This is a genomic window from Mycobacterium sp. SMC-8 (assembly GCF_025263565.1).
Taxonomy (GTDB): domain Bacteria; phylum Actinomycetota; class Actinomycetes; order Mycobacteriales; family Mycobacteriaceae; genus Mycobacterium.
Window position 1 is genome coordinate 4013206 of record NZ_CP079865.1, and the last position, 23138, is coordinate 4036343.

The following is a 23138-nucleotide window of genomic DNA, read 5'->3' on the forward strand; positions in this document are numbered from 1 at the left end:
GCCCTATTCCCCGGTGACGGACTGGGTGGGGGAGTGCAGCAGGTCCAACTGTTTGCCTCCGCCCAGATACATGTGCACACCGCACGGCAGGCACGGGTCGAAGCTGCGCACCGTGCGCATCACGTCGATGCCCTTGAAGTGCTCCCGGTCGTTCTCCTCGAAAATCGGTTGGCCCTGCACCGCGTCCTCGTACGGTCCGGGTGTCCCGTAGCTGTCGCGCGGATTGGCGTTCCACGGGGTCGGCGGATACGGGTGATAGTTCGCGATCTTGCCGTCGCGGATGACCATGTGGTGGGATAGCACCCCGCGCACCGCCTCGGTGAAGCCGCAGCCGATGCCCTCGTCGGGCACCTCGAACTTCTCCCAGGTCTTGGTGCGCCCGGCGCGGATCTCGGTCAGCGCCTTCTCGGCGAAGTGGAGCGCGCACGCGGCGGCGTACGCCTGGAAGTACGTCCGGGCCCGGTTGCGTTCCAACGTGTTCGAGCCGTACCCGGGGATCTTCCACTCCAACTCGACGGGACCTTTCAGGGCCGTCTTGGGCAGGTTGATCTGCACGCTGGTGCCGGTGGCCTTGACGTAGCCGATGTCGACCAGACCGGCCAGCGCGGTCGACCACAGCCGCGCCAGCGGGCCGCCGCCGGTGTCCAGCGCGAGGTGATCGGTGCCGTCGAACCAGCGCGGCGACATCACCCAGCTGTACTTTTCGTCGAAGTCCCGCTTCTGCGGCTTGGGGTTGGTGTGCTGGTTCCAGGGGTGGCGCCGGTCGATCGGGTTGCCGAGCGGGTCTGTCTTGACGAACATCTCTTGATCGGACCAGTCCTCGTAATAACTGTGGCCCAACAGGATTCGGATTCCGAGATTGATGTCGACCAGGGAGTGGGTGTGCAGCTTGCCGTCGATGATCACGCCGGGCGTGACGAACATCGCGTCACCCCAGCGCTCCATGTCCTTATAGGCGAAGTTGCACACCTCGGGATCCTGGAAGGAGCCCCAACATCCGAGCAGGGTGCGCCGCAGCCCCACCTGGTCGTACCCGGGCAGCGCCTCGTAGAAGAAGTCGAACAGGTCGTCGTGCATCGGCACGACCTTCTTCATGAATTCGACATAGCGCATCAGCCGGGTCATGTAGTCGGTCATCAGCTGGACGGTGGCCGTGGTGCCGATGCCGCCCGGGTACAGCGTCGACGGGTGGACATGGCGTCCCTCCATGAGGCAGAACATCTCCCGGGTCCACCTGCTGACCTGTAACGCTTCCCGGTAGAAGTCGCCGGTGAACGGATTGAGCGCTCTCATGATGTCGGCGACGGTGCGGTAGCCGTGCGCGTCGGCGTGCGGGGACGGGGTGTTCTCGGCTTTGGCGAGCACGCTGGGGTTGGTCTCGGCGACCATCTTCTCGCAGTAGTCGACCCCGACCAGATTCTCCTGAAAGATGTTGTGGTCGAACATGTATTCTGCGGCTTCGCCGAGATTGATCAGCCACTCGCCGAGGTGCGGCGGTTTGACGCCGTAGGCCATGTTCTGGCAGTAGCACGAACAGGTGGCGTGGTTGTCGCCGCAGATACCGCAGATGCGGCTGGTGATGAAATGGGCGTCCCGGGGATCCTTGCCCTTCATGAAGATCGAGTAGCCGCGGAAGATCGACGAGGTGCTGTGGCACTCCACCACCTCCCGGTTCTCGAAATCGATCTTGGTGTAGATGCCGAGGCTGCCGACTATGCGGGTGATCGGGTCCCACGCCATTTCCACGAGTTGACCGGGGTCACGCTTGACGTGGGACGGCTCGGGAATGGTCGTTGTCATCGAACTTCTTCTCTCTCTGTGACGCTGCGCAGTTCACGCGTGCGGCGGGCGTCGGGTGGTTCGCCGGGATGTGCCCGGGCCTCCGCTCCTACCAGGTGCGGGCCGCTCCTGATTCGAGTTTCTCGCCGGGGTGCCGCCACCGGGGTTCGTGGTCGACGGTGCGGCCGGTGATGTGGCGCAGGCTGCGGATCATCGATCCGTACAGCCCGGACGCGGTCGAGGACAGCTTGCCGCCGGTTGGTTCGTCCATGAACGGCATGAACTTGTCCGGGAATCCTGGCATCGTGCACCCGATACAGATGCCGCCGACGTTCGGACATCCGCCGACCCCGTTGATCCAGCCCCGTTTGGGCACGTTGCATTTCACGACCGGACCCCAGCACCCGAGTTTCACAATGCACTTGGGAGATCCGTACTCCGTCGCGAAGTCACCCTGCTCGTAGTAACCGCCGCGGTCACAGCCTTCGTGCACGGTCGCCCCGAACAGCCACTTGGGTCGCAGCGCGTCGTCCAGGGGGATCATCGGCGCCTGGTCGGTGGCCATGTACAGCAGGTACGTCAGCGTCTCGGAGAGGTTGTCCGGCTGGATCGGGCAGCCTGGCACGCACACGATCGGGATCCCTGCCTTGGACTTCCAGTCCCATCCGAGGTAGTCGGGCACACCCATCGCGCCGGTCGGGTTGCCTGCCATCGCATGGATACCGCCGTAGGTGGCGCACGTCCCGACCGCGACGACGGCGGTCGCCTTCGGGGCGAGCCGGTCCAACCATTCGCTGGTGGTGATGGGCTGACCGGTTGCCGGATCGTTGCCGAACCCGCACCAGTAGCCTTCGTCCTTGATCTTCTCGTTGGGGATGGACCCCTCGACGACCAACACGAATGGTTCCAGTTCGCCTCTGTCTGCTCTGAAGAACCATTCGAGGAAGTCGTCCGCACCTCCGCTGGGCCCGCATTCGAAGTCGATCAGGGGCCAGTGGACGGCGACCTTGGGCAGACCGGGGAGGGCGCCGAGCGCGATCTCCTCGATGCTCGGTTGGGTGGCGGCAGTCAACGCCACCGAATCGCCGTCACAACTCAGTCCGGCGTTGATCCACAGCACGTGGATCAATGCCTCTTCCGCTTTGACTGCTGCCTCGCTCGGCATGTGTCACAGCTTTCCGGGGCCGGGCTGGGACCCCTGCGGCATCGGAGTCGACCGTCGGCCCACTTGCACGCCGCTGGTTTTGGTTTACTCGCGCCGAACGGTCGTTGTCAACGGATCGATGGATCTAGGTCCCCGCACCGGTTCCGGTTTGCCGCGATCGGACCCAGCGGTACCAATCCGCGGTGCCCGCGCCGGTCTTGGCCGACACCGTCAGCACGTCGACGCCGGGGTTGACCGACCGTGCGTGGTCGGCGCAGCGGTCGACGTCGAAGTCAACGTAGGGCAGCAGATCGGATTTGTTGATCAGCACCAGCCCGGCGGCGGCGAACATGTGCGGGTACTTCAGAGGTTTGTCGGTGCCCTCGGTCACCGAGATGATCACCACCTTGGCGTGCTCCCCGAGGTCGAACATGGCCGGGCAGACCAGGTTTCCCACGTTCTCGATGAACAGCAGCGAGTGTTCGGGCGGGTTGAGAACCCCTAGCGCATCACCGATCATCTGGGCGTCCAGGTGGCAGCCGGCCCCGGTGTTGATCTGCACCGCGGGTGCGCCGGTGGCCCGGATCCGTTCGGCGTCGAGCAGGGTTTCCTGATCGCCCTCGATGACCGTCACCGGGCCGGCGGCGTCCATCTCGCGGATGGTCCGCTCCAGCAGTGTGGTCTTCCCGGCGCCGGGCGAACTGGTCAGGTTCAGCGCGAGGATGCCGCGTTGCGCGAGCCACCGGCGGTTCTGTTCGGCCAGGGCGTCGTTCTTCGCGAGTACCCGGTGCTCGAGATCGACGGTGTGGGTGCGCCGACTGTCATGGTCATGGGGGTGGTCGTGGGCGTGGTCGTGGGGGTGTCCGGTGATCGTCGATGTGTTCTCGCCGCAGCCGCAGGTTGCGCACATGGTCAGCTCACTTCCATCGATCGGATCCTGATGTCCTGGCCGGCGGTCACCTCGACGTCGGCACTGCCGCAGGGGCAGAGCAGGAAGAAGTCCGCCAGCGCGAAGTCGGCGCCGCAGGCGCGGCAGTGTGCGGTGCCGGGGCGCACGTCGATGTCCAGCTGTGCGCCTTCGGCGACGGTGCCCTCGGTGGCCAGTTCGAAGCAGAACTGCATCGAGTCGGGGACCAGTGCGCACAGCGCGCCGACTTCCAGTGTCACGCCGTGCACGCGGCGTCCGGCGGCGTGTTCACACACGGCATCGACGACACTCTGGGTGATCGCCATCTCGTGCATGAGAGTCCGTTCCGTGGCGGATGATCCACGATAGGACCGGCGCGCGCGGCGCGTCCAGCCGAGCGGCGAACTCGTTGCGCCCCAAGGAGTTCGGGCTTCGAATCGCCTCGAAGCCGGTCCTGGCGTCCGGCGAGGTCGTCGCGGCGGTCCGGGGATCCCCGGCGGAGGCGGCGAGGATGTGTCCGTCGCTGAACGACGAGGCCCGTATCACGACGATGCGGCCGGCGCCGCCGAACGCCTCGGCGTAGTCGGAGAGCCGTCGTCGCGGGCGCCGGTGAAGCCGTGCGCCTTCACGACACGTGCTCATGCGCTGTCACCGCCGCCGACCTGCGGCCGGTACCTGTACGCCGCCATCTCGGCGGTACCGGCCGGGATCCGGACGCGTCATGCCCGGAAAAGGTGAGCCGTCGGCGTGTCCACTTGAATCGAACACCTGTTCGTCTACTGTGGGGGGAGTTCGACCGCAGACATCGTACGAAGGACTTGTCGGTGGCTTCGCCTAGCGTCACGGCCAACCGACCGAGAACCGGTCAACAACGACTACCGGAGAGGTATCACCATGGCACCGCAAGCCCCTGATCGCGAGAAGGCCCTGGAACTGGCGCTCGCGCAGATCGACAAGAACTTCGGCAAGGGGTCGGTGATGCGACTCGGCGAGGACGTGCGCCCGCCGATCGCGGTCATTCCGACCGGGTCGATCGCCCTCGACGTCGCGCTCGGTATCGGCGGATTGCCCCGCGGCCGTGTCATCGAGATCTACGGTCCGGAGTCCTCCGGTAAGACCACCGTCGCGCTGCACGCCGTCGCCAACGCGCAGGCCGCCGGCGGTATCGCCGCCTTCATCGACGCCGAGCACGCGCTGGACCCGGAGTACGCCAAGAAGCTCGGTGTCGACACCGACGCGCTGCTGGTGTCCCAGCCTGACACCGGTGAGCAGGCACTCGAGATCGCCGACATGCTGGTGCGCTCCGGCGCGCTGGACATCCTGGTCATCGACTCGGTGGCGGCGCTGGTGCCGCGCGCGGAGATCGAAGGGGAGATGGGCGACAGCCACGTCGGCCTGCAGGCCCGCCTGATGAGCCAGGCGCTGCGCAAGATGACCGGGGCGCTGAACAATTCGGGCACCACCGCGATCTTCATCAACCAGCTGCGCGAGAAGATCGGCGTGATGTTCGGGTCCCCCGAGACCACCACGGGCGGTAAGGCGCTGAAGTTCTACGCCTCGGTCCGCCTGGACGTGCGGCGCATCGAGACGCTCAAGGACGGCACCGACGCGGTCGGCAACCGCACCCGGGTCAAGGTCGTCAAGAACAAGGTCTCGCCGCCGTTCAAGCAGGCCGAGTTCGACATCCTGTACGGCCGCGGGATCAGCCGGGAGGGCTCGCTCATCGACATGGGTGTCGAGCAGGGCTTCATCCGCAAGTCCGGATCCTGGTTCACCTATGACGGGGAGCAGCTCGGCCAGGGTAAGGAGAACGCCCGGAACTTCCTGCTGCAGAACCCCGACGTGGCCAACGAGATCGAGAAGAAGATCAAAGAGAAGCTCGGTATCGGGGCTCAGTTGACCGATGATGCAGCCGATGACGCTCTTCCCGCTCCCGTCGACTTCTGACCCGGCCGGAGCTCAGGTCGACGAGTCCGACAAGCGTGCTGAGCAGGCGCGGGCCCTGTGCCTGCGTCTGCTCACCGCCCGGGCTAGGACGCGTGCCGAGCTCGAGGCGCAGCTCGCCAAGCGCGGATACCCCGACGGCGTGAGCGTCGCGGTCCTGGACCGCTTGACGCAGGTCGGCCTGATCGACGACGAGGACTTCGCTGAGCAGTGGGTGCGGTCGCGACGCATCAACGCCGGAAAGGGCAAGCGCGCCCTGGCCGCCGAGTTGCGCAAGAAGGGCGTCGACGACGAGGTGATCGACGCGGCGTTGGCCGGGATCGATGCCGGCGCCGAACGCACCCGTGCCGAACAACTGGTCCGTGACAAGCTACGCCGCGAGAAGCTCGGCGACCCCGACGACAGGGATGCCGAGAACAAGGTGGTGCGACGGCTGGTGGGAATGCTGGCCCGCCGTGGCTACAACCAGTCGATGGCGCTGGACGTGGTGACCGCCGAGTTGGCGAACGAAAGGGAGCGTCGGAAAGTGTGAGCTCAGCAGGTGCTCGACCAGCGCGGTGTCCTCGACATCGGGAATTTCCGACTCGGCATCCGTACGGACTGGCGTTGTGGCAGAAGCGCATTGAACGTCTGCTGACCGACCGGGTCGACGAACTCGGAGTCCGCGGGACTGACTGACGCACTGTCTACGTGGTTCGGGGCGTCCGCCGCGGTGACGGGGTGAGGTCGGCGATCAGGGTACGAATGATGACGCGGCGCAGCACGATCAGCACGGCGGCCACCGTGATCGCTGTCCACGACGAATCCACGCTCAACCGCAGCAGCCCGGCCGCGGTGAGCAGCTCGAGCGTCACCCGCAAGGCGGGCAGGGGTCGGCGGAAGACGATCAGCGCCGCCGACCCCAGCACGATGCCGGCGAGCGCGAAGCACCATGACGCGTCGAGGACGACGTTCACGACACCGGTGGGGGATCGGCTGTGGGCCGCGGGTGGCGCAACAGCTCGATCTCGCGTTGCTCCTGGGCGATCTCGCGGTTGAGGAAATAGTTGAGCGCCGTGCGGATCGCCGCGATCGCGGCGAGCTTGCCGATCTCCTCGAAGGACGGCGAGATCGCGGTGCGCAACACGTCAGCCGCGAGCTGGAATTCAAGCCCCAGCACCAAGAACCGGGCCAAGGTGAGCCGGACGGCGGAGAACTGGTTGATGTTGCGCCGGCCCAGGGCGGCGACGAACTTCACGATCGCGACGACGGCGCCGATCATGATGACCACCGCTCCGCACGCCTCGATCAGGCGGACCATCAGATCGACCATGTCCCGCAGCGTCGACTCGGGCAGCACCTCGAAGGCCAGCAGGGTGGAACTCATCGGCGGTCCGCGTCAGACCGCGCGGCTGCGGTCGCCCTGCATGTCCAGCGGTTCGGCCTCCATCGGCGCCGGACCCTTCCGGGATCTGCGCATCCGGCGTTCCAACCAGGTGGCAAACCACGACAGCGAGAAGTTCAGCGCGATCATCAGCAGCGCGATCACGATCAGCGCGGGAATGTAGTTGCCGTACGCCGAGCCGATCACCGTGCCCTGCCGCACCATCTCGACGAACGTGATCTGGTAGCCCAGCGCGGTGTCCTTCAACACCACCACCAGCTGTGAGATCAGCACCGGCAGCATCGAGGTGATCGCCTGCGGCAGAAGGATGGACCGCATGGTCTGCCCCCACGTCAGGCCGAGCGCCGATGCCGCCTCGGACTGACCGCGCGGCAGCGCGTGGACACCGGCGCGCACGATCTCGGCGATCACCGCGCCGTTGTACAGCGTCAGCCCGGTGATCACGCCGGCCAACGCCAGATGCTTGGACGGGAACACGTCGTAGAACGCGTACAGGAAGTACGCGAAAATCATCATGATCAGTACCGGCACCGCTCGGAAGAACTCGACGAACACCGAGCAGGCCCACCGGATCCCGGTGTGCGAGGACAGTCGCCCCACGCCGAGCGCGAGACCGAGCACCAACGCCAGCACGATCGACACCGCCGCCGCGGTCAGCGTGCCCTCCGCGCCCGGCAACACATAGGTGCGCCACAGGTCCGGCGTCAGGAACGGTTCCCACTTCTCGGCGGTGAGCTGGCCCCGCGAGTCGAGCCGCGAATACACCACCCACGCCACCAGTGCGAGGACCACCAGGGTCACCGCCGAGATGACCCGGTTGCGGATCCGCGCGCGCGGCCCGGGTGCGTCGAACAGAACGGAGGACCCGGTCACAACCAGCCCACCTGCCTCGGCGAGCAGACAGTAAATCGCATCGCTGGCCGCCAGAATGCGCGATTTTGTGTCTGCTCGCCGGTCGAAGTCGCGCTCATCACCGCGCCACCGCCATCCGCTTGCCCAGCCAGCCGAACAACAACCCCAGCGGCAGCGTCAGGATCACGAACCCGAGCGCGAAGATGCCGCCGACCACCAGCACCGCCGCGGTGTTCTCGATCATCTCCTTCATCAGCAGCGCGGCCTCGGCCACCCCGATCGCCGAGGCGATCGTGGTGTTCTTCGTCAGCGCGATCAGCACCGAACCCAACGGGATGATGACCGCACGAAATGCCTGTGGTAGCAGCACGATCCGCAGATTCTGGCTGAATGTCAGCCCGAGGGACCTGGCCGCTTCGGCCTGACCCAGCGGGATGGTGTTCACCCCAGAGCGCACCGTCTCGCATACGAACGACGCGGTGTAGACGGTCAGGCCCAGTACGGCCAGCCGGAAGCCGCTGTCGGCGATGAACGTCGGCGACTGCCGGTCGGCCAGCGTCAATCCCAGCGTCTGGGCCAGACCGAACGAGCAGAACAGGATGATCAGCGTCAGCGGGGTGTTGCGCACGATGTTGACGTACGCCGTGCCGATCCAGTTGAGCGTCGGCACCGGCGAGAGTCTCATCGCGGCCAGCACCGTGCCGAGGACGAGAGCGCCGATGCCTGACAGGACCGTCAGCTGGATCGTGGTCCAGAACGCGGCGAAGATCTCGCTTCGGTACTCGGTGAAAACCTCCACGGGCGGCTCCGGTGGCTACCTGGGCGCCCTAGTTGTCCAGCGGCGGCGGTGCCGGCGCGGTGATCCCGGCCGGACCGAGGTTCTTGTCGAACGCTGCCTTCCAGGCGCCGCTGTCCTCCATCTTCTTCAGTGCGTCGTTGATCTTCGTGCGCAGCTCGGAGTCGTCCTTCTTCAGGCCGATGCCGTACCGCTCCTCGGAGAACGGCTCGCCGACGATCTTGAACGCGCCCGGGGACTGCGCGGCGTAGCCGGCCAGGATCACTTCATCGGTGGTGACCGCGTCGACGGCGCCGTTCTTGAGCGCGTCGATGCATGCCGAGTACGTGTCGTACTGTTGCAGCTGCACGCCCTGGTACTCGTCCTTGATCTTCTGGGCGGGCGTCGAACCGGACACCGAGCACAGGATCTTGTTGTTCTCCAGGGACGCGGCGCCGGTGATGTCGGTGTTGTCCGAACGGACCAACAGGCTCTGCCCGGTGATCAGGTAGGGCCCGGCGAAAGAGACCTTCTCCTTACGTGCGTCGGTGATCGAATACGTCGCCGCGATGAAGCTCACCTGGCCGTTCTGGATCAGGTTCTCGCGCTGCGCCGACGGCGCCTCCTTCCACTCGATCTTGTCGGGGGCGTACCCGAGCTCACCCGCGACATACGTGGCGACGTCGACGTCGAAGCCGCTCATGGTGCCGTCGGGGTTCTTCTGCCCCAGACCGGGCTGGTCGAACTTGGTGCCGATGACGATCGTGTCGCCGCCACCCGCGCCGCCGCCACCGTCACCGCCGCCGCACGCGGTCGCTGCGAACGGGAGTGCGACGGCCAGTGCCAATGCGCCCGCGACACGCGCGGACAGGGATTTGGGGGACATGGTGGGGTTCCTTTCGCCGGGGCCCTGATCAGTGGTGGAGGATCTTGCCGAGGAAATCCTTGGCGCGGTCGGTCTGCGGGTTCTCGAAGAACTGGGCGGGTTCGGCGTCCTCGACGATCGCGCCGTCGGACATGAACACCACCCGGTTGGCGGCCCTGCGCGCGAAGCCCATCTCGTGGGTCACCACGAGCATCGTCATGCCGTCGGCGGCCAGTCCCGCCATCACGGCCAGCACCTCGTTGATCATCTCGGGATCCAGTGCGCTGGTCGGTTCGTCGAACAGCATCACCTTCGGGTCCATTGCCAGCGAGCGTGCGATCGCCACGCGCTGCTGCTGGCCACCCGAGAGCTGGGCGGGGTACTTGTCGGCCTGGTTGGCCACTCCGACGCGCTCGAGCAGGCGCATCGCCTTCTCCCGCGCCTGTTCCTTGGACGCCTTGCGCACCTTCATCGGTGCCAGCGTCACGTTCTCCAGAATTGTCTTGTGCGCGAACAGGTTGAACGACTGGAACACCATGCCGACATCGGAGCGCAACTGGGCCAGCTTGCGTCCCTCCGCCGGCAACACCACGCCGTCGATGGAGATGGTGCCCGAATCGATGGTCTCCAGCCGGTTGATGGTGCGGCATAACGTCGACTTGCCCGAACCGGACGGCCCGAGCACGACGACGACCTGGCCCTGGCCGACGTCGAGATTGATGTCCTTGAGGACGTGGAGGGCGCCGAAGTGCTTGTTCACCGCCTTCACAGAGACCATCGGCACGTCAGGGGACTCCCTGGGGCTCTCCATGCGTGAAGACCTTACCCAGGGAACGTCCCGTGTGCTGGAAGACCGCGATCGGTGTTTTCCCCGTCGCTTCGCTCGCCCGCGGTTGTTTTCCCCGTCGCTTCGCTCGCCCCCGGTTGATTTCGGGACGACCGCCTGTGCTCCGTAGGATAGGGCCCGTGACTTCCACGGTGACGCAGCAGGCGAGCGGGTTTTCGCCCGATCGTCGGGTGCGAACCTTCGAGGTCCGCACGTACGGCTGTCAGATGAACGTGCACGACTCCGAACGCCTGTCCGGTCTGCTCGAAGAAGCCGGATACCAGCGCGCCGGTGACGGCGCCGACGCCGACATCGTCGTATTCAACACCTGCGCGGTCCGCGAGAACGCCGACAACAAGCTGTATGGCAACCTCAGCCATCTGGCCCCGCGCAAACAGGCCGACCCGGACATGCAGATCGCCGTCGGCGGCTGCCTGGCCCAGAAGGACCGGGACTCGGTGCTGCGCAAGGCGCCGTGGGTCGATGTGGTGTTCGGCACCCACAACATCGGGTCGCTGCCGGCGCTGCTGGACCGCGCCCGTCACAACCGCGTCGCTCAGGTCGAGATCGCCGAGGCGCTGCGCGAGTTCCCGTCGTCGCTGCCGGCGAGTCGCGAATCCGCCTACGCTGCTTGGGTTTCGATTTCGGTCGGATGCAACAACACGTGCACGTTCTGCATCGTGCCGTCTCTGCGTGGCAAGGAGGTCGACCGGCGGCCGGGTGATGTGCTCGCCGAGGTGCAGTCGCTGGTGGACCAGGGAGTGCTCGAGATCACCCTGCTGGGGCAGAACGTCAACGCCTACGGCGTCTCGTTCGCGGACGAGCGCTTGCGCGAGGACCTGACGGCACCGGACGAGCGCTTGCGCGAGGACCTGACGGCAGCGGACAACCAACCGCGCGACCGGGGGGCGTTCGCCAAGCTGCTCCGGGCTTGCGGCCGCATCGACGGGCTGGAACGCGTGCGGTTCACCTCGCCGCATCCGGCCGAGTTCACCGATGACGTCATCGACGCGATGGCCGAGACGCCCAACGTCTGCCCGACCTTGCACATGCCGCTGCAGTCCGGCTCCGACCGCATCCTGCGCGCGATGCGCCGCTCCTACCGGGCCGAACGCTATCTCGGCATCATCGACCGGGTGCGTGCGGCGATCCCCGATGCCGCGATCACCACCGATCTGATCGTCGGCTTCCCGGGCGAAACCGAGGAGGACTTTCAAGCCACCCTCGACGTCGTCGCCGCCGCGCGGTTCGCCAGCGCGTTCACCTTCCAGTACTCAAAGCGGCCGGGGACCCCGGCCGCGGAGCTGGACAACCAGGTGCCCAAAGCTGTTGTGTCCGAACGCTACCAACGGCTGATCGAGCTTCAGGAGCGGATCTCGTTGGAGGAGAACACCGCCCAGGTCGGCCGCCGGGTCGAACTGCTGGTCGCCACCGGCGAGGGACGCAAGGACGCCGCCACCGCCCGGATGTCGGGCCGTGCCCGCGACGGGAGGCTGGTGCACTTCGCGCCCGGGCGGCCGGACGGCGAGATCAGGCCGGGCGACATCGTCGTCACCACCGTCACCGCAGCCGCGCCGCACCATCTGATCGCCGATGGGCAGCTGATCTCGCACCGGCGCACCCGCGCCGGCGACGCCCACGCGGCCGGGCAGAAGCCACGCACCGGGGTCGGACTGGGCATGCCCTCGATCGGCGCGCCCGCCGCTACGCCCGCGGCGAGTGGATGTGCCCGATGACCGGGGCAGCCGGCGCCGAGGGGGCCAACGGTTTCGACGCCTACCGCAACGACCTCGAAGCGGCCGAACGGCGCGTGGCGCGCGAGATCGATCCCGGCCCGCGGGCGCTGGTGCTGGCAATCCTGGTGTTCGTGCTGCTGGCCACCCTCGCGCTGCCCCACACGGGCGGCGTCAAAGGATTTGACGTGCTCACCGGCTCCGATGCCGCCTCCGACGTCGGGATTGCGCTGCCCTCGCGGGTGTTCACCTGGCTGTCGCTGGTGTTCGGGGTCGGGTTCTCGATGCTCGCGTTGCTGACGCGGCGCTGGACGCTGGCCTGGATCGCGCTGGCGGGGTCGACCGTGTCGGCGTTCCTCGGGCTGCTGGCGGTGTGGTCGCGCCAGACCGCGCTGGAGTCCCAGCCCGGCCCCGGCATCGGGCTGATCGTCGCGTGGCTGGCGGTGATCCTGCTCAGCTATCACTGGGCGCGCGTCGTGGCCACCCGGACCGCCCTGCACCTGGCGGCCGAGGAGGAGCGGCGCCGCCGCGCCGCGGAAGGCCAGCAGAAGGGTCTGCTGGAATCGTTCCCCGACGAGGGCGACGACACCACCCCGCCCAAGAGCTAGCTACCGCTTGCGGCTCAGCGCATCCGCGGCCGCGTCGGCCCACTGTCGCCACTGCTCGGCGCTGGCGCGGGCCTGCTCGGCGTCCCTGCTGCGGCCCGCCTCGGCAGCCTTCTCCGCCTGGCGCTCGAACTGTTCGGCGCGGGCGCGGAATTGATCGGCGCGGGCCTGGGCCTCCGGGTCGACCCCGCCGGTCGGGGCGTCGCGGATCTTCTTCTCTACCGACCGCAACCGGCGCTCCAGATCGGCGGCGCGTTCCCGCGGAACCTTGCCGATGGCGTCCCACTTGTCGCCGATCGCCCGCAGCGCCGCGCGTGCGGCTTCCAGGTCGGAGGTGTCGATCCGCTCCGCCTCGGCCAGCAGCGCCTCCTTGGCCTGGGCGTTGGCGCGGAACTCCGCGTCGCGTTCGGCGGTCGCGGCGTTGCGTGCCGAGAAGAACTTGTCCTGTGCGGCCTTGAACCGCTGCCACAGCGAGTCGTCGACGTCCTTGGACGTCCGCCCGGCGCCTTTCCACTCGGTCAGCAGGTCGCGGAACGTCGCCGAGGTCGGACCCCAGTCGGTGGAGTCGCACAGCGCCTCGGCACGCTCACATAGCGCCTCCTTGGCCTGCCGGGCCCCGGCGCGCTCCCGGTCCAGCTCGGCGAAGTGAGAGCCGCGGCGCCGGTTGAACGTCTCGCGCGCCGCCGAGTAGCGCTTCCACAGCGCGTCGTCGACCTTGCGGTCCAGCCCGGTGATCGTCTTCCACTCGTCGAGGATGGCCCGCAGCCGGTCGCCGGCGGCTTTCCACTGCGTCGAGTTGGCGGCGATGTCCTCGGCCTCGGCGGCCAGTGCTTCCTTGCGGGCGGTCTGGGTGGCGCGCAGTTCCTCGCGCCGGGCCTTCTCCTCCTGGGTGGCGCTGTCGGCCTGATCCACGATGGCGGCCAGCCGCGCGGCAAGCGAGTCGACATCGCCGAGCACGTGCGCGTCGGCCAGGCTCTCGGCCAGCGACGTCGCCGCCGAGCGGATCTTGCGGGCGTCGCCGGTCCCGGACGCCAGCCGGGTTTCCAACAGCACCACCTCGGTGTGCAGATCGTCGAAGCGGCGACCGAAGTGCGCGAAGGCGGCCTCCGCATCACCGGCCTGCCACGAGCCGATGGTGCGCTCACCGGCGGCGGTGATCAGCCAGACGGTGCCGTCGGGGTCGACGCGGCCGAAGCGGTGCGGGTCGCTGGTCGGTGCGGTGCCCACCACGGGGGCCGTCACCGGGACGGCGGGGCGGGGTCCGGGCCGCGCCGGACCCGGCTTGGGTTTCGCGGCAGCGGACGGCTTCGGGGCCGGGACCGGCGCGGAGGGGGCCTCCTGCGCAGGATCGGTGTCCTGATGTCCGGCGTCCTGGGATCCGCCGGGTTCGGTGATCGTCATGTCCGTACCTCGTGTCTCCGCGCGGTTTCCCACGCACCTGCCGCGCGGCGCGGCGCCTGTGAGCGTGACAACGCTCCTGCAGGCTATTGAAACAGGTTGCCCGGCGCTGCGCCCACGCCTTGCGTCCGGCAGCTCTCTAGGCTCTCCCGGGAAACACGGAGGAGGTCGTCGATGGCCAAGGCGGATCTGGCCGCCCTGCTCGCGCTCGCCGCCGCCTTCTTCGTGGCGGTCGGTGATGTCATGCACCAGCGCTCGGCACACGAGGTGACCGACGAACAGGTCAGCCACCTGCAGCTTTTCGCGAAACTCCTGCGGGACCGCCGGTGGCGGACAGGCAGCGCGGTGGCGGCGATCGGCTTCGCGCTGCAGGCCGCGGCGCTCGGTCTGGGCTCGGTGCTGCTGGTGCAGGCCCTGCTGGTCACGTCGCTGTTGTTCGCGCTTCCGATCAGCGCGAAACTGGCGCACCGGCGCGTGACCCGCTGGGAATGGTTGTGGGCGGCGCTGCTGGCCGGGGCGGTCGCGATCATCGTGACCGTCGGCAACCCGACCGCGGGGGCGTCTCGGGCCTCGGCCGAGACCTGGCTGGCCGTGGCCCTGGTGCTCGGTCCCGCGCTGCTGCTGTGCGTGATCGGTGCGACCGTGTGGTCCGGGCCGGTCAGCGCGGTCCTGATGGCGGTGGTGTCCGGCGCGCTGTGGGGGCTGTTCGCCGTGCTGACCAAGGCGGTGGTGCACCGCCTCGACGTCACCAGCGTGGCCGGTGTGCTGGAGCTGTTGCGCACGCCCGAGCTGTACGCGTGGGCGGTGGTCGCGATCCTGGGCACCTCGACGCAGCAGGCGGCGTTCCGGGCCGGTGCGCTGACGGCCTCGCTGCCGACGATGACGGTGACCGAGCCGATGGTCGCGTGCGGACTGGGCGTGGTGGTTCTGGGTGAGACCTTGCGGCCGGGGGAGGCGGGCTGGGTCACGCTCGTGGCGGCGGTGACGGTGATGGTGGTGGCCACCGTCGCGCTGGCCCGCGGCGAAGCGGCCACCCGTGATCCGGTGACCGTGTGATTAGTTGGATGCCGTGCTGAACGCGATCGCGCTCGTCCCGTCGGCGCCGCTGCTGGTCCCGGAATTGGCGTCGTCGGCGGCCACCGAGACCGAAAATCTGCGCGCGGCCGCGTTGTCGGCGGCGGCCGCACTGCCACCGCGCTGGATCGCCGTCGGCGTCACACCGGCCGACACAGTCCTGCGGCCGGACGCGGTGGGCACGTTCGCCGGTTACGGCGTCGAGGTCCGCGTCGGATTGTCCGCCGGCGCTGTGACCGGCGAGGCGACGGCGCTGCCGCTGTGCGCGCTGATCGCTGCGTGGTTGCGCGGCGGCGTCGCGGCCGCCGAGGTCGAGGTCCGCGGCTACCGCGCCGACCTGGATGCCGCCGTCGCCGTCGAGACCGGCCGGCGGCTGCGCGCCGAGATCGAGGCCGAGCCGGACCAGATCGGTGTCCTGGTGGTCGCCGACGGCGCCAACACCCTCACCCCGGCCGCCCCGGGCGGCCACGACCCGGATTCCCCGCGCGCGCAGGCCGCGCTCGACGACGCGCTGGCCGCCGGCGACACGGCGGCTCTGACCGACCTGCCGTCGGTGATCCTCGGCCGGGTGGCCTACCAGGTGCTGGCGGGGCTGGCGGGGCCCGGCGCACGCGTGGCCGAGGAGTTCTACCGCGGCGCCCCCTACGGCGTCGGCTACTTCGCCGGCGTATGGACACCGTGACCGCCGTGCGGCCGCTGGCCCTCGTCGGCCCCACCGGTACCGGCAAGTCCGACCTGGCGCTGGCCGTCGCGGCCGCGCTGAGCGCCGACACCGCCGTCGAGGTGGTCAACGCCGACGCGATGCAGCTCTACCGGGGCATGGACATCGGCACCGCCAAGCTCACCCCGGCTGAGCGCTGCGGGGTGCCCCACCACCAGCTCGACGTGCTCGACGTCACCGAGACCGCGACCGTGGCCCGCTACCAGGTCGCCGCCGCCGCCGACGTCGAGGCGATCGCCGCGCGGGGCGCAGTCCCGGTCATCGTCGGCGGTTCGATGCTCTACATCCAGTCGCTGCTGGACCAGTGGTCGTTCCCGGCCACCGACCCGCAGGTGCGGGCCCGCTGGGAGGAGCGTCTCGCCGAGATCGGGGTCGCGGCGCTGCACCGCGAACTGGCCGCGGTCGACGCGGCCGCGGCGGCGTCGATCCTGCCCACCGACGGACGGCGCATCGTGCGGGCGCTGGAGGTCGTGGAACTGACGGGCCGGCCTTTCGCGGCGTCCGCACCGACCATCGGGACGCCGCGCTGGAACACCGTGATCGTCGGATTGGACTGGGAGACGACGGCATTGGACGAGCGCCTGGCGCGGCGCACCGATCTGATGTTCGAGCGGGGGCTGGTCGAGGAGGTCATCACCCTGATCGACCGGGGGCTGCGCGACGGCGTCACCGCCGCGCGGGCCCTGGGGTACGCGCAGGTGCTGGCCGACCTCGACGCCGGAGGTGACGGCAGCGCCGCGCGCGAACCCACGTTCCTGGGTACGCGGCGCTACGTGCGCAGACAGCGCTCATGGTTCCGCCGCGACCACCGCATCGTCTGGCTGGACGGCTCGGGCGCCGGCAACGTCGACGCAGTGCTGCGCGCCTGGCGCGACGTATCCTGACCAGGTGAAGTTCGCCAAGGGCCACGGCACGCAGAACGACTTCGTGCTGCTCCCTGACCTGCCTGCCGAGCTGGCCCTGACCCCGGCCGCGGTCACCGCGCTGTGCGACCGCAGGCAGGGTCTCGGCGCCGACGGGGTGCTGCGCGTGACTACTGCCGGGGCCGCGCATGCGGCCGGGGTGTTCGACCGGCTGCCCGAGGGGGTGGCCGCGGGCGACTGGTACATGGACTACCGCAACGCCGACGGCTCGATCGCCCAGATGTGCGGCAACGGGGTGCGGGTCTTCGCGCACTACCTGCGTGCCAGCGGCCTGGAGTCGCGCGACGAGTTCGTCGTCGGCTCGCTGGCAGGGCCGCGGCCGGTGGTGCTGCACGGCCACACCGAGACCACCGCCGATGTCACCGTCGAGATGGGCAAGGCCAACCGGCTGGGCACCGGCACGGCGATCGTCGGCGGCCGGACTTTCACCGGGCTGGCCGTGGACGTCGGGAATCCACACCTGGCCTGCGTAGACGAGACGCTGACCAGCGCTGAGCTGGCCGCGCTGGATGTCGCCGCACCCGTGGGCTTCGATCCCGCACAGTTCCCGGACGGGGTCAACATCGAGGTGCTCACCGCGCCGGCCGGGGGGACGGTGTCGATGCGGGTGCACGAGCGCGGCGTGGGGGAGACGCGCTCCTGCGGCACCGGCACCGTCGCGGCCGCGGTCGCGGCCCTGGCCCACCGGGGCGATCAGACCGGGTCGCTGACCGTGCGCATCCCCGGTGGCGAGGTGACGGTCACCGTCACCGAGGCGAACAGCTACCTGCGCGGGCCGTCGGTGCTGGTCGCGAACGGTGAGCTGGCCGACCGGTGGTGGGCGGCCCAGCAATGACTCCGGTGCTGACGGGAATTGCCATGCCGGCGGGCACGTTAATTGGGGTGCATGAAAAGTGATGTTCGTGCGAATCTTGATTCGCTTATGACCTATCCCGAATTCCCCAACGACAATCCCAGCGTCGGCGAGCTGGCCCTCGAGGACCGCACCGCGCTGCGGCGGGTGGCCGGGCTGTCCACCGAGCTGACCGACGTCTCCGAGGTCGAATACCGGCAGCTGCGCCTGGAGCGCGTCGTGCTCGTCGGTGTGTGGACCGAGGGCAGCGCCGCCGACGCCGACGCCAGCCTGGCCGAACTGGCCGCCCTGGCCGAAACCGCCGGCTCCGAGGTCCTCGAAGGCCTGATCCAGCGGCGCGACAAACCGGACCCGTCGACCTACATCGGCTCCGGCAAGGCCGCCGAACTGCGCGAGCTCGTGGTGGCCACCGGCGCCGACACCGTGATCTGCGACGGCGAACTGAGCCCCGCGCAGCTCAACGCGCTGGAGAAGGTCGTCAAGGTCAAGGTCATCGACCGCACCGCGCTGATCCTCGATATCTTCGCTCAGCACGCCACCAGCCGGGAAGGCAAGGCGCAGGTGTCGCTGGCGCAGATGGAGTACATGCTGCCGCGCCTGCGAGGCTGGGGTGAGTCGATGTCCCGGCAGGCCGGCGGCCGCGCCGGCGGCGCCGGCGGCGGCGTCGGCACCCGCGGTCCCGGCGAGACCAAGATCGAGACCGATCGACGGCGCATCCGGGAACGAATGTCCAAGCTTCGCCGCGAGATTCGCGAGATGAAACAGGTCCGCGACACCCAGCGCGGGCGCCGGGTGGCCAACGACGTGCCATCGGTGGCCATCGTCGGCTATACCAATGCCGGTAAGTCCAGCCTGCTCAATGCCCTCACCGGTGCCGGTGTGCTGGTCGAGAACGCGCTCTTCGCCACCCTCGAACCCACCACCCGCCGCGGGGAACTCGCCGACGGACGCGAGTTCGTGCTGACCGACACCGTCGGGTTTGTCCGGCATCTGCCGACCCAACTGGTCGAGGCGTTCCGGTCCACGCTGGAAGAGGTCGCCGACGCCGACCTGTTGCTGCACGTCGTGGACGGTTCCGACGTCAACCCGCTGGCACAGATCAACGCGGTGCGGCAGGTGGTCAACGACGTCGTCGCCGAGACCGATGCGCCGGCCCCGCCGGAACTGTTGGTGGTCAACAAGATCGACGCCGCCGAAGGCCTGACCCTGGCGCAGCTGCGCCGGGCGCTGCCGGGCGCGGTGTTCGTGTCCGCCCACACCGGTGACGGTCTGGACCGACTGCAGGCCCGGATGGCCGAGATGATCGCGCCGCGCGACACCGTGGTCGACGTCACAATCCCTTACGACCGCGGCGATCTGGTCAACCGGGTGCACGCCGAGGGGCGCGTCGACGCCGTCGAGCACAGCGAAAGCGGGACCAGGATGAAGGCGCGCGTGCCGATCGCGCTTGCCGCCGGATTGGCCCCGTACGCAACCTACTGACCACCACGAATGCGCTGAGTCGGACGCCGTCGGTTACGATCGTTGCGACGTCGGCTGCGGACCACCGGAGCAGGTGCCCGTTTCACACAGCGCCGACGACCATCTCCACCAGACATTGTTGTGGCGACTTCGCCACGGTGTGCGCACTCCGCCTGACGGTCCCCGTCGCGGCTGCCGGGCACACGCTGCCCGACAACGCCGAAACGACAGGAAGACCTTCACGATGACCATGCAGTCCTTTGCCGATCTCGGCGTGCCCGCGGCCCTGGTGAGCTCGCTGGCCGCCCGCGGTATCGCCGAGCCGTTCCCGATCCAGGCGGCCACGCTGCCCGACTCGCTCTCCGGGCGTGACGTGCTGGGCCGCGGAAAGACCGGCAGCGGAAAGACTCTCGCGTTCTCGCTGCCGCTGGTGGCGCGACTTACCGGCCGCCGCAGCCAGCCCTCGCGCCCGACCGGCCTGGTGCTGGCGCCGACCCGAGAACTGGCCACCCAGATCACCGCCACGCTGGAGCCGCTGGCGGCCGCATCCGGGCTGCGCGTGACCACGATCTACGGTGGTGTCGCGCAGAGCCGCCAGGTCTCCGCGCTGCGCTCCGGCGTCGACATCGTGGTGGCCTGCCCGGGGCGTCTGGAAGATCTGATGCGGCAGAAGCTGATCAGCCTCGATGCGGTCTCGACCACCGTGATCGACGAGGCTGACCACATGGCCGATCTCGGCTTCCTGCCCGGCGTGACCCGGATCCTCGCGGCCACCCCGGCCGGCGGGCAACGGCTGCTGTTCTCCGCCACGCTGGACAACGGCGTCGACAAGCTGGTCCGGCGCTTCCTGGCCGACCCGGTGCTGCACTCGGTCGACGAAGCCGCCGAGGTGCCCGCCCAAATGACCCACCACGTGTTCCATGTCGGCGGCGTGCAGGAGAAGCGCGAGCTGGTGCACCGGCTGGCATCGGGCACCGGCCGGCGAATCCTGTTCATGCGCACCAAGCATCAAGCGCGCAAACTGGCCAAGCAGCTCACCGAGTCCGGCGTGCCGTCGGTGGACCTGCACGGCAATCTGTCCCAGCCGGCCCGCGAGCGCAACCTGGCCGCGTTCTCCAGTGGAGACGCGCGCGTCCTGGTGGCCACCGACATCGCCGCTCGCGGTGTGCATGTCGACGGCGTCGAGCTCGTCGTGCATGTCGACCCGCCGATGGAACACAAGGCCTACCTGCACCGCTCCGGGCGCACCGCACGCGCGGGCAGCGACGGTGACGTGGTCACGGTTGTGCTCCCTGAGCAGCGCAAGGACACCCAGCAACTGCTGCGCCGCGCCGGGATCACGGTGCGTCCGCGCGACGTCGACGCCGACTCGGCAGAGGTGCACGCCCTGGTCGGTGAGATCGCACCGCTGCGGATTCCCGGCCCTGCGCCCGCGGCGAAACCCGCTGCCCGCAAGCAGGAACACCGCGGCGCTGACCCGCGCCGGGGTGGACCGTCGCGTAGCGGTCGCGGGCCGCGGCGGCGCGGGCCGCGCCAGGGCGCTCAGCGCACGGCGAACACCGGCGGCTGATGCGCGCACACCGGCGGAGCTACGCCGGTGTACTTCTCGATCTGCACCAGCACATGCGCCCCCGTGCATCCACGCGCCAGTGCTGAGGTGCCGACGTCCTCGGTGAGCATGTTCGGGTTGCCGTGCACGCACATCGAGTCCGGGTCGGCCGGGTCGGCCGGATCGAACCACGCACCGGTGGACAGTTGCACCACCTGCGGACGGACCCGCTCGTCGAGCACCGCCCCCGCCAGGCAGGCACCGCGGTCGTTGAACACACGCACCACGTCTCCGTCGGTGACGCCGCGCGCCGCGGCGTCTGTCGGGTGCATCCGGACCGGCTCCCGGCCCGCGACTTTCGAGGCCTGGCTGACCGCCCCGCCGTCGAGCTGCCCGTGCAGCCGGCCGGCTGGCTGGTTGGCGAGCAGGTGCAGGGGATACCGCGTGGCACGCGGACTGCCGAGCCACTCGGACGGTTCGAACCATGCCGGATGGCCGATGCAGTCGTCATAGCCGAATCCGTCGATGTCGGCAGAGAAGATCTCGATCCGTCCGCTGGGGGTGGCCAACCGGTGGGCCACCGGGTCGGCGCGGAAGTCGGCGAGCAGGGTCAGTCCGTCTTCGGTGGGCAACCGCAGCCGGCCTGCCCGCCAGAACTCCTCGAACGGGGGGACCTCGAAATTCAATGTCCACGACCACTTCTCGTACAGATGGCGCAGCCACTGCCGCGAGGTGCGGCCCTCGGTGAAGGTCTCCCCGACGCCGAGTCGGTGCGCCAGCGCGGCGAAAGTGTCGTAGTCGTCCCGGGATTGCGCGTAGGGCGCGGTGAGCCTCGGCATGGCCATCAGCACCGGGTCGTTGCGTGAGCCGGAGAAGTCGTCGCGTTCGGCGAACGTCGTTGACGGCACCACGATGTCGGCGTGCTTGGCCATCGGTGTCCAGTACGGTTCGTGCACCACGACGGTGTCCGGCCGGTGGAGCGCGCGACGCAGCCGGGGGAGATTCTGGTGATGGTGGAACGGATTGCCCCCGGCCCAGTAGACCAGTCTAATATCCGGGTAGCGCAGGCGCAGCCCGTTGTAGTCGAACGGTGCGCCGGGGTGGAGCAGCATGTCGCTGACGGCGGCCACCGGGATGAACGTCGTCACCGGATTGACGCCTTGAGGCAGGCGCGGCAGCCCGCAGCGCAGCGGGGCCAGGCCCGGTTCGTTCATCGACCCGTAGCCGTGGCCGAATCCTCCCCCGGGAAGCCCGATCTGGCCCAGCATCGCGGCCAGTGTCAATCCCATCCAGGGCGCCTGCTCACCGTGGCGGGTGCGTTGCAGCGACCAGCTCACCGTCACGATGGTGCGGTTGGCCGCCATCCGGCGGGCCAGAGCGGTCAGGTCGCCGGCGTCCAGCCCGCAGATCGGTGCGGCCCACTGCGGCGATTTCGGTATCCCGTCATCGGTGCCGAGCAGATAGCGCTCGAACCGGTCGTAACCGGTGCAGTAGGCGGACAGAAACTCGCGGTCGGCCAGGCCCCCGGTGGCCAGCACGTGGGCCAGTGCCAGCATGATCGCGACGTCGGTACCCGGAACCGGTGCGTACCACTGGCATTCGTCGTCGACGTCGTCACGCAACGGCGAGAACGACACGAGGTGCCCGCCGCGGTCCCGGAACCGGTTCAGTGCCTCGCGGGCCGGGTGTTCGGTGGTGCCGCCGTGATTGACGCCGGTGTTCTTCAGCGCTATCCCGCCGAAACACACCAGCAGATCGGTGTGTTCGACGATGACGTCCCACTGGGTGGAGCGCTTGAACAGGTCGTCGTGGGTGCTGACCACGCGGGGCATGATCACCCCCGTCGCTCCCAGGCTGTAGGAGTGGCGTGAAAAGGTATATCCGCCAATGCAGTTCAGGAATCGATGAACCTGGCTCTGGGCATGATGAAAGCGCCCGGCGCTGGACCAGCCGTAGGAACCGCCATAGATCGCCTCATTGCTGTGGGTGTCGACGATCCGGCGCAGTTCATCGGCCAGACGCTCGGTGAGCTCCTCCCATGACACCGCGACGAACTCGTCGGCGCCGCGGCGCGAACTCGGACCGGGTCCGTTGTCGAGCCATCCGCGCCGTATCGCCGGGGCGGTGACCCGGGAGGCGTGCCGGATCGAGCCCGGCAGGTTGCCCAGGGCCGGGGAAGGATCGCGGTCACCGGGAAGCGGTGCCACCGATGCGATGTCGCCGTCGGCCACGGTGGCCCGGAATGCTCCCCAATGTGTGAGGCTGGTCTGAGCTGCGGCCACGGCCATGAGTCTAGGCCGCGCCGCGCGGTCAGCAGGTCCGACCAACCATCCGGTTGGATGGGG

At 68.8% G+C, this 23138-nt stretch carries 23 protein-coding genes; 11 read left to right on the top strand and 12 right to left on the bottom strand.

From position 1 onward, the window contains the following. Window positions 1–3: 3 nt before the first annotated feature. The 4 genes from KXD97_RS19440 to KXD97_RS19455 all read right to left on the bottom strand — a co-directional run bounded on the left by KXD97_RS19440 (window position 4) and on the right by KXD97_RS19455 (window position 4165). On the bottom strand, window positions 4–1800 hold the full coding sequence (locus KXD97_RS19440) for a nickel-dependent hydrogenase large subunit (RefSeq protein WP_260751703.1): 1797 nt from the start codon (window positions 1798–1800) through the stop codon (window positions 4–6). An 88-nt stretch (window positions 1801–1888) separates the two neighbouring features. After that, complete coding sequence (locus KXD97_RS19445; protein WP_260751706.1) at window positions 1889–2944, bottom strand: hydrogenase expression protein HypE; 1056 nt, start codon at window positions 2942–2944, stop codon at window positions 1889–1891. A 124-nt stretch (window positions 2945–3068) separates the two neighbouring features. Then, on the bottom strand, window positions 3069–3833 hold the full coding sequence (gene hypB, locus KXD97_RS19450; RefSeq protein ID WP_260751708.1) for a hydrogenase nickel incorporation protein HypB: 765 nt from the start codon (window positions 3831–3833) through the stop codon (window positions 3069–3071). Window positions 3834–3835: 2 nt separating this feature from the next. Beyond that, window positions 3836–4165 carry a hydrogenase maturation nickel metallochaperone HypA gene (locus tag KXD97_RS19455; RefSeq protein WP_260751710.1) on the bottom strand — a complete coding sequence of 110 codons (330 nt, stop codon included), beginning with the start codon at window positions 4163–4165 and terminating at the stop codon, window positions 3836–3838. 20 nt (window positions 4166–4185) lie between these two features. Here KXD97_RS19455 and KXD97_RS19460 point away from each other — a divergent pair, with 20 nt between their 5' ends. The 3 genes from KXD97_RS19460 to recX all read left to right on the top strand — a co-directional run bounded on the left by KXD97_RS19460 (window position 4186) and on the right by recX (window position 6306). Then, complete coding sequence (locus tag KXD97_RS19460; protein WP_260751711.1) at window positions 4186–4413, top strand: hypothetical protein; 228 nt, start codon at window positions 4186–4188, stop codon at window positions 4411–4413. 311 nt (window positions 4414–4724) lie between these two features. Further along, entirely contained in the window at window positions 4725–5777 is a 1053-nt protein-coding gene (recA, locus tag KXD97_RS19465; protein WP_260751712.1) for a recombinase RecA, read from the top strand. Continuing rightward, window positions 5746–6306: a recombination regulator RecX gene (gene recX / locus KXD97_RS19470; protein ID WP_260751714.1), complete on the top strand. Its 561-nt coding sequence runs from the start codon at window positions 5746–5748 to the stop codon at window positions 6304–6306. Before recA ends, recX begins: the two co-directional genes overlap by 32 nt. Window positions 6307–6460: 154 nt before the next feature. Here recX and KXD97_RS19475 read toward each other — a convergent pair whose 3' ends face one another. From KXD97_RS19475 to KXD97_RS19500, 6 genes are all read right to left on the bottom strand, one after another. After that, window positions 6461–6730, bottom strand: coding sequence for a hypothetical protein (locus KXD97_RS19475; RefSeq protein ID WP_260751715.1), 270 nt, complete (start codon window positions 6728–6730; stop codon window positions 6461–6463). Next, window positions 6727–7140, bottom strand: a complete 414-nt coding sequence (locus KXD97_RS19480; RefSeq protein WP_260751716.1) for a DUF1622 domain-containing protein — start codon at window positions 7138–7140, stop codon at window positions 6727–6729. The genes KXD97_RS19475 and KXD97_RS19480 overlap by 4 nt, the downstream gene beginning before the upstream one ends. A 12-nt stretch (window positions 7141–7152) precedes the next feature. Beyond that, complete coding sequence (locus KXD97_RS19485; RefSeq protein WP_260751718.1) at window positions 7153–8031, bottom strand: amino acid ABC transporter permease; 879 nt, start codon at window positions 8029–8031, stop codon at window positions 7153–7155. 97 nt (window positions 8032–8128) lie between these two features. Further along, window positions 8129–8809, bottom strand: a complete 681-nt coding sequence (locus KXD97_RS19490) for an amino acid ABC transporter permease (protein WP_260751719.1) — start codon at window positions 8807–8809, stop codon at window positions 8129–8131. Window positions 8810–8837: 28 nt separating this feature from the next. Continuing rightward, window positions 8838–9671 (bottom strand): glutamate ABC transporter substrate-binding protein, encoded by an 834-nt coding sequence (locus KXD97_RS19495; RefSeq protein WP_260751720.1) that lies wholly within the window; start codon window positions 9669–9671, stop codon window positions 8838–8840. A 28-nt stretch (window positions 9672–9699) separates the two neighbouring features. Then, on the bottom strand, window positions 9700–10428 hold the full coding sequence (locus tag KXD97_RS19500) for an amino acid ABC transporter ATP-binding protein (RefSeq protein ID WP_260758068.1): 729 nt from the start codon (window positions 10426–10428) through the stop codon (window positions 9700–9702). Between the two features lie 275 nt (window positions 10429–10703). Here KXD97_RS19500 and miaB point away from each other — a divergent pair, with 275 nt between their 5' ends. Both miaB and KXD97_RS19510 read left to right on the top strand, forming a co-directional pair. Next, window positions 10704–12212 (top strand): tRNA (N6-isopentenyl adenosine(37)-C2)-methylthiotransferase MiaB, encoded by a 1509-nt coding sequence (gene miaB / locus KXD97_RS19505; RefSeq protein WP_396885475.1) that lies wholly within the window; start codon window positions 10704–10706, stop codon window positions 12210–12212. Then, entirely contained in the window at window positions 12209–12817 is a 609-nt protein-coding gene (locus KXD97_RS19510; RefSeq protein WP_396884432.1) for a hypothetical protein, read from the top strand. Before miaB ends, KXD97_RS19510 begins: the two co-directional genes overlap by 4 nt. Here KXD97_RS19510 and KXD97_RS19515 read toward each other — a convergent pair whose 3' ends face one another. After that, entirely contained in the window at window positions 12818–14215 is a 1398-nt protein-coding gene (locus tag KXD97_RS19515; RefSeq protein WP_260751725.1) for a DUF349 domain-containing protein, read from the bottom strand. Between the two features lie 171 nt (window positions 14216–14386). On the opposite strand from KXD97_RS19515, the gene KXD97_RS19520 reads away from it, so the two are divergent. The 6 genes from KXD97_RS19520 to KXD97_RS19545 all read left to right on the top strand — a co-directional run bounded on the left by KXD97_RS19520 (window position 14387) and on the right by KXD97_RS19545 (window position 20814). After that, the gene (locus KXD97_RS19520; RefSeq protein ID WP_260751726.1) at window positions 14387–15268 is read left to right on the top strand and encodes a DMT family transporter; all 882 of its coding nucleotides are present in this window, start codon (window positions 14387–14389) and stop codon (window positions 15266–15268) included. Window positions 15269–15281: 13 nt separating this feature from the next. After that, window positions 15282–15968, top strand: coding sequence for a hypothetical protein (locus KXD97_RS19525; protein WP_260758069.1), 687 nt, complete (start codon window positions 15282–15284; stop codon window positions 15966–15968). 5 nt (window positions 15969–15973) lie between these two features. Then, window positions 15974–16891, top strand: coding sequence for a tRNA (adenosine(37)-N6)-dimethylallyltransferase MiaA (gene miaA / locus KXD97_RS19530; RefSeq protein WP_260758070.1), 918 nt, complete (start codon window positions 15974–15976; stop codon window positions 16889–16891). 4 nt (window positions 16892–16895) lie between these two features. Beyond that, window positions 16896–17765 carry a diaminopimelate epimerase gene (gene dapF, locus KXD97_RS19535; protein ID WP_260751728.1) on the top strand — a complete coding sequence of 290 codons (870 nt, stop codon included), beginning with the start codon at window positions 16896–16898 and terminating at the stop codon, window positions 17763–17765. 87 nt (window positions 17766–17852) lie between these two features. Then, window positions 17853–19265: a GTPase HflX gene (gene hflX / locus KXD97_RS19540; RefSeq protein ID WP_260751730.1), complete on the top strand. Its 1413-nt coding sequence runs from the start codon at window positions 17853–17855 to the stop codon at window positions 19263–19265. A 223-nt stretch (window positions 19266–19488) separates the two neighbouring features. Beyond that, window positions 19489–20814 (top strand): DEAD/DEAH box helicase, encoded by a 1326-nt coding sequence (locus KXD97_RS19545; protein WP_260751732.1) that lies wholly within the window; start codon window positions 19489–19491, stop codon window positions 20812–20814. Here the strand turns inward: KXD97_RS19545 and KXD97_RS19550 are convergent. Beyond that, window positions 20787–23081, bottom strand: coding sequence for a molybdopterin-dependent oxidoreductase (locus KXD97_RS19550; protein ID WP_260751734.1), 2295 nt, complete (start codon window positions 23079–23081; stop codon window positions 20787–20789). The genes KXD97_RS19545 and KXD97_RS19550 overlap by 28 nt on opposite strands. Window positions 23082–23138: the final 57 nt, after the last annotated feature.

What these genes read in the sequence shown, in the direction of transcription:
- KXD97_RS19480 (WP_260751716.1), bottom strand. Translation starts at nt 7,140, where the DNA reads ATGAGTTCCACCCTGCTGGCCTTCGAGGTGCTGCCCGAGTCGACGCTG.
- KXD97_RS19460 (WP_260751711.1), top strand. Translation starts at nt 4,186, where the DNA reads ATGATCCACGATAGGACCGGCGCGCGCGGCGCGTCCAGCCGAGCGGCG.
- recX (WP_260751714.1), top strand. Translation starts at nt 5,746, where the DNA reads ATGACGCTCTTCCCGCTCCCGTCGACTTCTGACCCGGCCGGAGCTCAG.
- hypB (WP_260751708.1), bottom strand. Translation starts at nt 3,833, where the DNA reads ATGTGCGCAACCTGCGGCTGCGGCGAGAACACATCGACGATCACCGGA.
- KXD97_RS19500 (WP_260758068.1), bottom strand. Translation starts at nt 10,428, where the DNA reads ATGGTCTCTGTGAAGGCGGTGAACAAGCACTTCGGCGCCCTCCACGTC.
- KXD97_RS19515 (WP_260751725.1), bottom strand. Translation starts at nt 14,215, where the DNA reads ATGACGATCACCGAACCCGGCGGATCCCAGGACGCCGGACATCAGGAC.
- recA (WP_260751712.1), top strand. Translation starts at nt 4,725, where the DNA reads ATGGCACCGCAAGCCCCTGATCGCGAGAAGGCCCTGGAACTGGCGCTC.
- KXD97_RS19550 (WP_260751734.1), bottom strand. Translation starts at nt 23,081, where the DNA reads ATGGCCGTGGCCGCAGCTCAGACCAGCCTCACACATTGGGGAGCATTC.
- KXD97_RS19510 (WP_396884432.1), top strand. Translation starts at nt 12,209, where the DNA reads ATGACCGGGGCAGCCGGCGCCGAGGGGGCCAACGGTTTCGACGCCTAC.
- KXD97_RS19455 (WP_260751710.1), bottom strand. Translation starts at nt 4,165, where the DNA reads ATGCACGAGATGGCGATCACCCAGAGTGTCGTCGATGCCGTGTGTGAA.
- miaB (WP_396885475.1), top strand. Translation starts at nt 10,704, where the DNA reads ATGAACGTGCACGACTCCGAACGCCTGTCCGGTCTGCTCGAAGAAGCC.
- hflX (WP_260751730.1), top strand. Translation starts at nt 17,853, where the DNA reads ATGACCTATCCCGAATTCCCCAACGACAATCCCAGCGTCGGCGAGCTG.
- KXD97_RS19545 (WP_260751732.1), top strand. Translation starts at nt 19,489, where the DNA reads ATGACCATGCAGTCCTTTGCCGATCTCGGCGTGCCCGCGGCCCTGGTG.
- KXD97_RS19520 (WP_260751726.1), top strand. Translation starts at nt 14,387, where the DNA reads ATGGCCAAGGCGGATCTGGCCGCCCTGCTCGCGCTCGCCGCCGCCTTC.
- KXD97_RS19445 (WP_260751706.1), bottom strand. Translation starts at nt 2,944, where the DNA reads ATGCCGAGCGAGGCAGCAGTCAAAGCGGAAGAGGCATTGATCCACGTG.
- KXD97_RS19495 (WP_260751720.1), bottom strand. Translation starts at nt 9,671, where the DNA reads ATGTCCCCCAAATCCCTGTCCGCGCGTGTCGCGGGCGCATTGGCACTG.
- KXD97_RS19440 (WP_260751703.1), bottom strand. Translation starts at nt 1,800, where the DNA reads ATGACAACGACCATTCCCGAGCCGTCCCACGTCAAGCGTGACCCCGGT.